The organism is Pseudomonas sp. FP1740 (genome assembly GCF_030687165.1).
GTDB lineage: Bacteria > Pseudomonadota > Gammaproteobacteria > Pseudomonadales > Pseudomonadaceae > Aquipseudomonas.
This window is the reverse complement of the sequence record NZ_CP117461.1, coordinates 4,745,465-4,753,654: the sequence shown is the minus strand read 5'-3', so window position 1 is coordinate 4,753,654 and position 8,190 is coordinate 4,745,465. Positions and strand designations below refer to the sequence as shown.

General features: G+C 59.9%; 8 protein-coding genes. 4 read left to right on the top strand and 4 right to left on the bottom strand.

Annotated elements, in window-relative coordinates:
* Nucleotides 1-47 precede the first annotated feature (47 nt).
* A complete protein-coding gene (locus PSH69_RS21190; RefSeq protein ID WP_305409722.1) occupies nucleotides 48-872 on the top strand; it encodes an alpha/beta fold hydrolase in 825 nt (274 codons plus the stop codon).
* 77 nt (nucleotides 873-949) lie between these two features.
* Here PSH69_RS21190 and dsbG read toward each other — a convergent pair whose 3' ends face one another.
* The 4 genes from dsbG to PSH69_RS21170 form a co-directional block, all read right to left on the bottom strand.
* Complete coding sequence (gene dsbG, locus PSH69_RS21185) at nucleotides 950-1,717, bottom strand: thiol:disulfide interchange protein DsbG (protein WP_018929978.1); 768 nt, start codon at nucleotides 1,715-1,717, stop codon at nucleotides 950-952.
* Complete coding sequence (locus tag PSH69_RS21180; protein WP_138867058.1) at nucleotides 1,693-2,559, bottom strand: TlpA disulfide reductase family protein; 867 nt, start codon at nucleotides 2,557-2,559, stop codon at nucleotides 1,693-1,695. Before PSH69_RS21180 ends, dsbG begins: the two co-directional genes overlap by 25 nt.
* Nucleotides 2,559-4,292 (bottom strand): protein-disulfide reductase DsbD, encoded by a 1,734-nt coding sequence (gene dsbD / locus PSH69_RS21175; protein ID WP_305409721.1) that lies wholly within the window; start codon nucleotides 4,290-4,292, stop codon nucleotides 2,559-2,561. The genes PSH69_RS21180 and dsbD overlap by 1 nt, the downstream gene beginning before the upstream one ends.
* 121 nt (nucleotides 4,293-4,413) lie before the next feature.
* Nucleotides 4,414-5,187, bottom strand: a complete 774-nt coding sequence (locus PSH69_RS21170) for a hypothetical protein (protein WP_305409720.1) — start codon at nucleotides 5,185-5,187, stop codon at nucleotides 4,414-4,416.
* A gap of 326 nt (nucleotides 5,188-5,513) precedes the next feature.
* Here PSH69_RS21170 and PSH69_RS21165 point away from each other — a divergent pair, with 326 nt between their 5' ends.
* From PSH69_RS21165 to PSH69_RS21155, 3 genes are all read left to right on the top strand, one after another.
* Nucleotides 5,514-6,194 (top strand): response regulator, encoded by a 681-nt coding sequence (locus PSH69_RS21165; protein ID WP_305409719.1) that lies wholly within the window; start codon nucleotides 5,514-5,516, stop codon nucleotides 6,192-6,194.
* Nucleotides 6,191-7,516 carry an ATP-binding protein gene (locus PSH69_RS21160; RefSeq protein ID WP_026286707.1) on the top strand — a complete coding sequence of 442 codons (1,326 nt, stop codon included), beginning with the start codon at nucleotides 6,191-6,193 and terminating at the stop codon, nucleotides 7,514-7,516. Before PSH69_RS21165 ends, PSH69_RS21160 begins: the two co-directional genes overlap by 4 nt.
* Before the next feature lie 128 nt (nucleotides 7,517-7,644).
* Nucleotides 7,645-8,130 (top strand): GNAT family N-acetyltransferase, encoded by a 486-nt coding sequence (locus PSH69_RS21155; protein WP_305409718.1) that lies wholly within the window; start codon nucleotides 7,645-7,647, stop codon nucleotides 8,128-8,130.
* Nucleotides 8,131-8,190: the final 60 nt, after the last annotated feature.

Below are 8,190 nucleotides of genomic sequence, written 5' to 3'. Positions count from 1 at the left end.
CTTCCTGTGGTTTTTTAATGGATCCTATTTCACCAGGGAGACAGTCGATGCCCTTCGTAACGGTTGATGGACAAGCGCTTCACTACATAGATCAAGGCACAGGCCCGGCGGTATTGCTGGCCGGGAGCTACCTGTGGGACCAGGCCATGTGGGCACCGCAGATTGCGGCGCTGTCGCAGCACTATCGGGTCATTGCCCTGGATCTCTGGGGCCATGGCGAGTCCGGGCGGATGCCCGAGGGCATGACGTCGCTGGATGACGTGGCGCGTCAGGCACTGGCATTGCTCGATCATCTGGACATCGATCGCGTCACGCTGGTCGGTCTTTCGGTCGGTGGCATGTGGGGCGTTCGCCTGGCACTGTCGGCGCCGCAGCGGCTCAACGGGTTGGTGCTGATGGACACCTACGTTGGTGTCGAACCGGCACCGACTCGTCAGTATTACTTCTCGCTGTTCAAACAGATAGAAGACAGCGGTGAGATCTCGCCGCAACTGCTCGACATTATTGTGCCGATCTTCTTCCGTCCGGGCATCGATCCGCAGTCGGCTTTGTATCAGGATTTCCGCGCCAGGCTGGCTGCATTGCCAGTCAACCGGCTGCGTGAAAGCATCGTGCCGATGGGGCGGATCACGTTTAGTCGTGATGATTTGTTGCCGCGCCTGGCTCAACTGAACCCTGAAACCACGCTGTTGATGTGTGGCGACCAGGACAAACCGCGACCGCCATCGGAAACCAGAGAAATGGCCGAGTTGATCGGTTGCCCGTATGTGCTGGTGCCGGAGGCGGGGCATATCTCCAGTCTGGAGAACCCCGAGTTTGTCACTGAGGTGCTGCTGAAGTTTCTGGCCGACAGAAATCCGTGTAGCGCTTGATTAAAAAGATCGCGACCTTCGGTAGCTCCTACACCGGTCTCATGCAGGAACTGCCGAAGGCTGCGATCTCTTGATCTTTATTTGGGCCCGAGAATCTTCAGCAACTTGTCCGGCGATGGCGCGCCTTGCTGTTGTTGCAACTGGCCCTTTTCATCCATGTAGAAAATCGCCGGAGTGGCGGCCAGTTCCAGGTCTTCCATCAACTTCATGTTCGCCGCCAGTTTCGCCTGAACCGCCGGTGGTACGTCTTTCAACGCCTTGAGCGAGCTGCCCTTGCCGGATTTCTCGTGTTCCTCCAGGGCTTTCTGCGGGTCCTTGGCGGCCAGCAGCGCGGCGGATTTGCCCGGACTGTCTTCGCGAATGATGCCGACCATGATGTGCCGCAGCTGCACCTTGCCGGCCTGGACCCACGGCCGTGCCTGTTCCCAGAACATGTTGCAGTAGGGGCAGTTCGGGTCGCTGAACAGGTAGACGACCCGTGGTGCGTCCTTATTGCCGTCACCGATCCAGCTGCTTGCTTCCATCTTGCCCCAGACTTCCTTGGCCATCGGCGCGTAGACCAGTTTCTGCAACGGTGCGCTGCTCAGGTCATTGCCGTCGGCGTCGTACAGATTGCCGAGCAGCACATGTTTGCCGTCCGGGGTCAGGTACAGCGTCATGCCGCGGTTCTGGTACTGCGCCGCGTAACCGCGCAGGCCGTCGGGCGCGTCGAAGGTACCGACGATTTTGGCGCCCTTGGCTTCGATCTTCTTGATCGCTTCAGGCAGTTCTTCGGCCTGTACCGACGGCAGGTGCAGCAGGGCGGCACCCAGGGTCAGTGTCAGCAGGTGGCGGAGGCGGAGCATGGCAATTTCCTTGAAGGCGTGGCCGAGGTGGCCGGGTTCGGGGTGTCGAAGTGTTCCAGGGCGCGGGCCAGGCTGGCTTCCGACAACTCACCCAGGTGACTGCCCAACAGATACCCGTTGGGGCTATAGAACAGCGTAGTCGGCAATGCCATGGAACCCACGGCCTGGCTCAATCGACCGCTGCCATCGAACAGCACGTTGGTCAGGCTCAGGCCCTGGGTTTCGAGGAAAGTGGCAACGCTCTGCATGCTTTCGCTCTGGTTGACGAACAGGAAGGTCAAGTCCGGGCGCTGTTGCTGGGCGTTTTCCAGCACCGGCATTTCCCGGCGGCACGGCGGGCACCAGGTGGCCCAGAGATTGATGACCAACGGGCCGCCCTGGTAGTCGCTGAGTTGGATGGTCTGGCCGGCGGCATTGCGCAGGGTGATCTGCGGCAGGCGCGTGCCTTGTTCGTAAAGACTCAGGGAGAAACTCGCCAGCAGCCAGAACGCCAGACCGCTGGCCACGCCAAAGCCCAATGGCCGACGCAGGCCCGGTTGACGCCAGCCTCGGTACAACGCAGCCAGCAAGAGCACGACGACCCCCGGCCAGGCGAGAAAACCACCGTCGCGCAGGTCGATGATCTGCCACGGATCGTTGCGATACTGTGCCCAGTAGGCAATCACGAAGCCGACCCGGGCCGCCAACATGCCCAACAGGAACAGGCTGAACAGCACCGATTCCGGGTTCTCGCCGCCACGCTTGGCCACCCGCCAGCCGACAAACGTCGCCAGCGCCAGGGCACTGATCAGCAGCAAGTGGTTAAGCGCGATGGCAAAGGTGCCGAGGGTGAAGGTCAGCATTAACGAGCGTCTCGGGTGGTGGTCCAGCGTTGCAGGAAAGTGTCGGCATCGACCTCGCCGGTGATGCGCTGGCTGCGACGCTCTTCGCCGTCGGTGCCGATCCACAACAGGCTCGGCGGCCCCGGCACTTTATAACGGCCGAGCAGTTCGCGGCTGGCGGCATTGTCGGCGGTGACGTCCAGCCGTAGCAAGCGCACATCGCTCAGCGCATCCAGCACCTGGGGTTTGCCGAAGACCTGTTTTTCCATGACTTTGCACGACACACACCAGTCGGCGTAGTAGTCCAGCAGCACCCATTGGCCCTGGGCCCTGGCCGCATCGAGCTCACGTTGCAGGGCCGCGGGCTCCTTGATCGTCGTGAATGCATCGTGAGCGCTCGGCGAGATAGCGCCGGTACGACCGGCGCTGTACACCTGCAACGGCTGATACGGATCGTCACTGCCGCCCGCCGCACCGACCACCAGCAGGCTGCCCCATAAACCCAAGAGCAGCGAACTGGCGCCGAACAGGTGGGCCACGCGGCCAAATCCCTGGGACTGCTTCCAGGCGCTGTAGGCGGCGATCAGCAGCAAACCGCCACACATACCGAGCCACAGCGATTCATCCAGCACCGGGCGCAGCATCAGCAAAGCCGTGGCGAGAAACAGGAAACCGAACACACCCTTGAGCAGGTTCATCCAGGCGCCAGGTTTAGGCAGGAAGCGATTGCCGACGGTCACCAGCAGCAACAGCGGCACACCGATGCCAACGCCCAGGGCGAACAGAATCAACCCTCCGTGCAGCGCATTGCCGCTCTGGGCGATATAGAGCAGGGCGCCGGCCAATGGGGCAGTCATGCACGGTCCCACCAACAGACCGGACAAGGCCCCCAGCACACCGGCACCGATCAGGTTGCCACCGCGCTGGCTGCGTGAAACATGTTCCAGCCGATCCCGTACGGCCACCGGCAATTGCAGTTCAAAAAAACCGAACATCGGCAAGGCCAGCAGCACGAACACCGCCGCAAAGCTGCCCAACAGCCATTGATTCTGCAGCAGAGCTTGAAGGTTCGCGCCGAGCGACGCCGCCAGAACACCCATCGCCGCATACACCAGCGCCATGCTGATCACATAACTGCCGGCGAGGGCAAAACCGCGTTTGGGCGTGGCACCACTGCCAACGATCAACCCCGCCAGAATCGGCAGCATCGGCAACGAGCAAGGGGTGAAGGCCAGCAACAGGCCCAGACCAAAGAACACCAACAAGCTCCAGCCCAGCGCGCGTTGTTGCAGGCTGCTGGCCAAGGCTTGGTCCGGTGCTTCGCTGGCCGCAGATGCAGTAGCCTTGCCGCCCAGGTCCACGATCTGGGTTTGCGGCGGATAACACAAACCGGCATCGGCACACCCCTGGAAACCCACCTTGATCTGACCGGTGGTTCCCGCCGGAATCTTCAGCTCCAGGCCTTGGCGATAAACCTCCTGTTCGCCGAAGAACTCATCGCTGTGTGCTTCGCCTTCCGGTAATACCGGCTGCTGTTGCGCAGACAAACCTTCGAAATTCAGGCGCTTCTGATAAAGGTAATAACCGTCCGTAATCTGCCAATAGAGCTGTGTTTCACCTGATTCGAGGCGTTCGGAGGTAAAGGCAAAGGCCTTTTCCACTGGCAAGAATTCAGGTTTGGTGTCGAACGGATTTATCCCTGCCTGGGCCACACCCGAGATCAAGAGAACAAAAAATAGAAACAGTCGACGCATGGGTAAGCCTTATCCCTGTGCAAGTTGACTGCACAATGGGTGGCGGCGATTAACCGATGATTAACCGCCGCCGGTACCGCCTGCTCGACCCGTCAGGAGGTAGTCACTACGGCTTGAAACTTCAGTTGCGCAACAGGCCTGGCCAGGATTGGCTATCAACCACATGCGGACCGGAAACCAGGCGATTTTTCGGAATGTTATAAGTCAGAAACTGATTGTCAGTCAGAAAGATATAGTAATAACTGTCGGCGAAAGTCCGATCGTTTTGCACAGCCGTAATGATCCGGTCTTTGTAGGGAGCAAGACCGGGCCAGGTAGCCTCTGTAATGGGCTCTGTCCTCAGTGACTGGACCGGGGTCACAACAGGGGGAGGGAGGTCGTCGTCAAGTTTGCCACCGATATAACCGTGGTCCCGGTTGGGATCCTCATCCAGATCCAGATAGAGGGAGTTCCCGTCATTCATGATGAATCGAAAGAGTGAGGGGCGACTTACTTGCCACCATGTCCCTGCAACGATTCGATCAAAGTGAGGCAACAGCAGCTTCCATTTAGTGTCTTCAACCTTGCGGGTCTGCATCACCGCATCGGTATCCTGATTGTAGGCGCAGACCATCGGCGTAGTGCGCTCGTAATAGAAAAGCCAAAGGATATCGAGGTCAGAAGAGTCCATGGGACGATCAAGCGTTATGCCCGTGGTCGTAAATCCAAACCGCAGGTTTTTCATGTGGTTTTCCAACGTCCCCCAGTTTCCTTTAATCGGCCAGGGGTATCCATCAGAGACCTTGTTACCGGGAATATCAAAGCGGGAATAAGTATCGGTGTCTTTGAAGATGAAGTAGATCTTGTCTTTGCCTGAACGCCAATCGACGGTCACGATGTTTTTAAGTGTCGGCATGATCTGATTCCTTTCAGATAATTAAGTAGGGTTCGGGTCTTTAATGACTTTCTTCCAGGCAGTTATTGGCCTGGCGTGGAGCCGTGCTAGGGTAGCGTGATGTTTTAGGCTGTTGTCATGTTTTCAGGATGGAATATGTTTCGGTTTGAAACGACATGTTCGCAGGCGTCCGGCCATGCATTAACAGCAAACTTCACGTTCAACTTCGTCGATTTGCGATCGCGACGCCTGCGTGGGAAGCGCTGCTTCTCGTCAGCGGCGGGCCTTGCCATAATTGCGGCTTAATCCTCAGCTGCTTCACTCGCTTTTTTGTCCTGGGGGCTCCCATGCATGTACTGGTTTGCGAAGACGATGAGCTGATCGCCAGCGGTATTGTTGCCGGCCTGACCGCGCAAGGCCTGACCGTCGAGCACGTCGCCACCGCGTCGGCTGCCCGGGCGATGCTCAAGGTGGCTGAGTTCGATGTCATGGTGCTCGACCTTGGCCTTCCCGATGAGGATGGCCTGAAGCTGTTGCAGCAGTTGCGTCACAGTGGCCTGGAGATTCCGGTGTTGATTCTCACGGCGCGGGATTCGGTCACCGATCGCGTCGACGGTTTGCAGGCCGGGGCCGACGATTACTTGCTCAAGCCTTTTGACCTGCGCGAACTGGCAGCGCGCCTGCACACCTTGCTGCGACGAGTGGCGGGGCGCAGCGTCAACCTGATCGAGCACGGTCGTTTGACCTACGATCCGAGCAGCCGCGAAACCATGCTGGGCGGCCAGCCGGTGGACCTTTCCCGTCGCGAGCAATCGCTGTTGCAAGCCTTGCTGCACAACCGTGGTCGCGTACTCTCAACCGAGCAACTGAAAGACAGCGTCTACGGTTTCAACGATGAGCTGGAAAGCAACGCCCTTAACGTCCATATCCATCACCTGCGGCGTAAACTCGGCAATGGCATTGTCGAGACGGTGCGTGGCCTGGGCTATCGCCTGGGGCCGGCCGATGGCGGAGAAGAAACGAAGTGATGAGCCTGCGTTTGCGTCTGAGCCTGACCCTCGGCGCCGCATTTGCGCTGATCTGGGCCCTGGCCGCCGCCTGGATGCTCAGTGATCTGCGCAACCAGATGATGTTTTCCCTCGACCAGCGGCTGGTAGCCTCGGCGCGGATGGTCGCCGGGTTACTGGAGCAACTGCCGGCATTGCCGAGCAAGGGCGAGGGCACCCATTTCAGCGCTGAACAACTGAATATCCCTGGCGGCATGGCCTGTCAGGTCAGCTCGTTGCGCGGCGAGATTCTGGCCCGCAGCCACAGCAACCCCGAGCAAGCGCTGGAAGCCGAGAAAATGGGCTTCCACGATCAGATTATCGACGGCGCGCCATGGCGCAGTTTCACCCTGGCGCGGGGCGATGTGCGCATCACCACCGCCGACCGGCAGATCGAGCGTGAAGCGCTGAACATGTCCATTCTGCTGGCGGCTTCGGTGCCCGTCGGCGTGGCGCTGCTTGGCTGCCTGTGCCTGTTGTGGCTCGGCATCGGTCAGGGGCTGGCACCGCTCAATCGTATGCGCGATGCGTTGATGCGGCGTAGCGCCGATTCTCTGGAGCCATTGCAGATCCAGCCGTTGCCCAGCGAATTGCAACCGCTGCTGGAAACCCAGAATCAGTTGTTCCAGCGCATCGGCAAGACCATCGAGCGTGAACGGCGCCTGACCGGTGATGCGGCGCACGAATTGCGTAGCCCGCTGACTGCGATCAAAACCCATCTGCAAGTGGCGCGCATGACCGACGGTGCCGCGCGGGATCAGTCCCTGGCCCGGGCTGAAGAGGGCGCTGACCGCCTGCACCGTACCCTTGAACAATTGCTGCTGCTGGCGCGTGTCGAGGGCAGCTTGTCGTTCGATGATGGCGTGCAGTGCAGCGCCGAGCAGGTGGCGAAACTGGCGATTCAGGATGCCGCCAGCGGCGATCGTCAGCGGATCAAGTTTCAGGTGCCGGCCAGATTCTCCGATGCGCCGCTGCAAATGCCCGCAGTGCTGTCGATTGCTGCATTACGCAACTTGCTCGACAACGCCCTGCGCCATACACCGGGCGATAGGGCGGTGGAGCTGAGCCTGGAAACCAATGGCAATCGCGTGCACTTTCTGGTGCGCGACCACGGTCCGGGAATTGCCGAAGACGACTTGCAACACCTGACCCAACGCTTCTGGCGCAACGGCCAGAGCACCGGTTGCGGCCTCGGCCTGGCGATTGTCCAGGCCATCGTCCAGCGCTGCGGCTGTACCCTGCATTTCGACAGCCGGCCGGATGGCTTGCGGGTTGAATTGACGATGCCGTTGCAACCTGTCTAACAGACACCGCTCCTACAGGGTGTCTATGTCGTCGCACACCAAATGTAACGTCTCTCCGTTGGCCTCCCGGCCCCCATGGCGTTATCGTCCCCGGCAGCTTTGACTCAATGGATTGAGGTAACAGCGCCATGACTGCATCGATACACATCTGCAAGGCAACGTCTGCCGACGCCGGCATCATCAGCCGGATCGTCGAGCGCTCCATTCGCGTCGGCTGCGCGCTCGACCACCGTAACGACCCGCGAACCGTCGCCACCTGGACCCACAACAAAACCATCGAACACGTGCAGCCCTGGCTGAACGACCCGCGGTTGTACCTGAACATCGCTCTGTTGCAAGACAAACCGGTCGGCGTCGCCATGGCGGCGATCAGCGGCAAGGTTGCGTTTTGTTACGTGCAACCGGAATGGTTTCGACGGGGCGCCGGACAAGCGCTGGTGCATGATCTGGAGACGTGGTTGATCGCTCAGGGTTTGCCCCAGGCACGTCTCAACAGCACGCGCACCGGCGAAGCGTTTTACCACCGCCTGGGTTACCGGGCTTGCGCCGAAGCTTTCACGGTGGCAGGGCTCCACGCCATTCCCATGCACAAGGCGCTGCCGCCACCTCCATAGAAAGCTGATCGAGGGTCTAAATCCTCGAGCCCTTGATGCGTTTCCAGAACAGGAAAACCT